At 38.2% G+C, this 1,672-nt stretch carries 1 protein-coding gene; it reads right to left on the bottom strand.

Features of this window, described 5'->3' with window-relative positions:
• Positions 1-98: 98 nt before the first annotated feature.
• Positions 99-1,667, bottom strand: a complete 1,569-nt coding sequence (locus ACQKNC_RS22550) for an IS1182 family transposase (RefSeq protein WP_427426928.1) — start codon at positions 1,665-1,667, stop codon at positions 99-101.
• Between the last annotated feature and the right edge of the window lie 5 nt (positions 1,668-1,672).

The following is a 1,672-nucleotide window of genomic DNA, read 5'->3' as shown; positions in this document are numbered from 1 at the left end:
GAGGCTGGGACATAACTAGCTTCAATTAGTGAGAAATCCGAATTTGAATTCATTCAAATTCGGATTTCTCTATTTTTTATGTTGTCTCCAGATAGCTCTTAGCTAATGGCCGTGAATTTTCTTAAATTCACGGCCATTAATGCGAGGCCCATCTCGTTTTCAACCTTCGATTTTCCTCGTACAGAAAATCGAGTGAAACGCAAATTAGCCTTCAAGAATCCAAAAACTGGTTCCACGTCGATTTTGCGTTGACGATAGATGGTACCCGTTTTTTCTTCTGAAAGCTTTGCTCTCACATATTCTTTTTGTTGTTCCCACTTCTCATTCACCATTAACTTACGATTATTTCCTTCTTTTGCTTTTGTACATAATGAACGGAGGGGGCATCCGGAACAGTCTTCACATTCGTATACCTTAAACTCACGCGTGAAATTATACTTATCCGTTTTCGTGGTACGATATTTAAATACAAGCTGTTGTTGGTTTGGGCAAGTGTATCGATCATTTTCTTCATCATAATCCCAGTTCGCTGTATTGAATTCGTTTTGCCTATACTTTTTCTTCTGTTCTTTTAAATACATGTTGTACGTGATTAAGGCTTCTCGCTTACGATTCGAAAGGATATCATTATAATTTTGTTCACTGCCATATCCGGCATCTGCGACGATGTGTTTTGGTAACTTAAAATAATGTTGTTCGATTTCATCTAAAAATGGGATTAATGTACGTGTATCCGTTGGGTTCGGAAAAATGCTGTAGGCAAGCGCATACTGACCTTCTGTTGCCACTTGTATGTTATAACCTGCCTTCAATTGACCATTTTTCATATAGTCATCTTTCATACGCATAAATGTCGCATCCAGGTCTGTTTTCGAATAACTATTTCGTTCGTCGAAGATTTCGAAGTCTCTTTGATATTTTAGTTTGCGTTCAATATAGTCGATTAATTGTTTGCGAGCTTGCTTTGGAAATTTTCGTTCCGTTCTTAAAGCCTTTCGCTCTGCTACATCCGATGAGTCCTCAATTTTTCGATCATATTCAGAAATCACTTCATCTACTTTTTCGACCATTTGAGCGAGGTCTTCCAATGCTAATTCCTTTTCATTTTCCCGTTCAATTTCTGGCATGATTTCTTTTTCAAGTAGTTCATCGTATAGTTGGTTTGACTTTTCAATTAGTCCGTTATGATATTTCTCAATCGACTTTTTCCACACGAATGTAAATTTGTTCGCATTCGCTTCAATCTTTGTTCCATCAATAAAAATAGCTTCCTGATCAATTAATTCTTCCTGTACCAGCTGGCAGCGGAATTGAACGAAGCATTGACGAATCAACTCTTTCACCTCTGTTTGGACACGGAATCGGTTGATTGTGCGGTAGGTTGGTTCATACCCTTGAGCTAGCCACATCATCCGAAGACTATCTTTTAAAAGTCCTTCAATTTTGCGCCCTGAGAAGACAGATTGCGTGTAGGCACATAAGATAATTTTAAGCATCATGCGTGGATGGTAGGCAGGACAGCCCTCATTTCGAAGGAATGGTTCAAACGCTTCGGGTGGGATACTTTCGACTAAATGGTGGACATGGAAGGCAATATCATTCTTTTGTAACTTCACTTCTAAATCTAAAGGCAAAACTAATTGATTCATGTTATAATCTTTAAACATAAGGA

The organism is Lysinibacillus sp. NPDC094177 (assembly GCF_050279145.1).
Classification (GTDB): Bacteria; Bacillota; Bacilli; order Bacillales_A; family Planococcaceae; genus Lysinibacillus.
The sequence above is the reverse complement of the archived record's forward strand: the minus strand, read 5'-3'. Positions and strand labels throughout refer to the sequence as shown.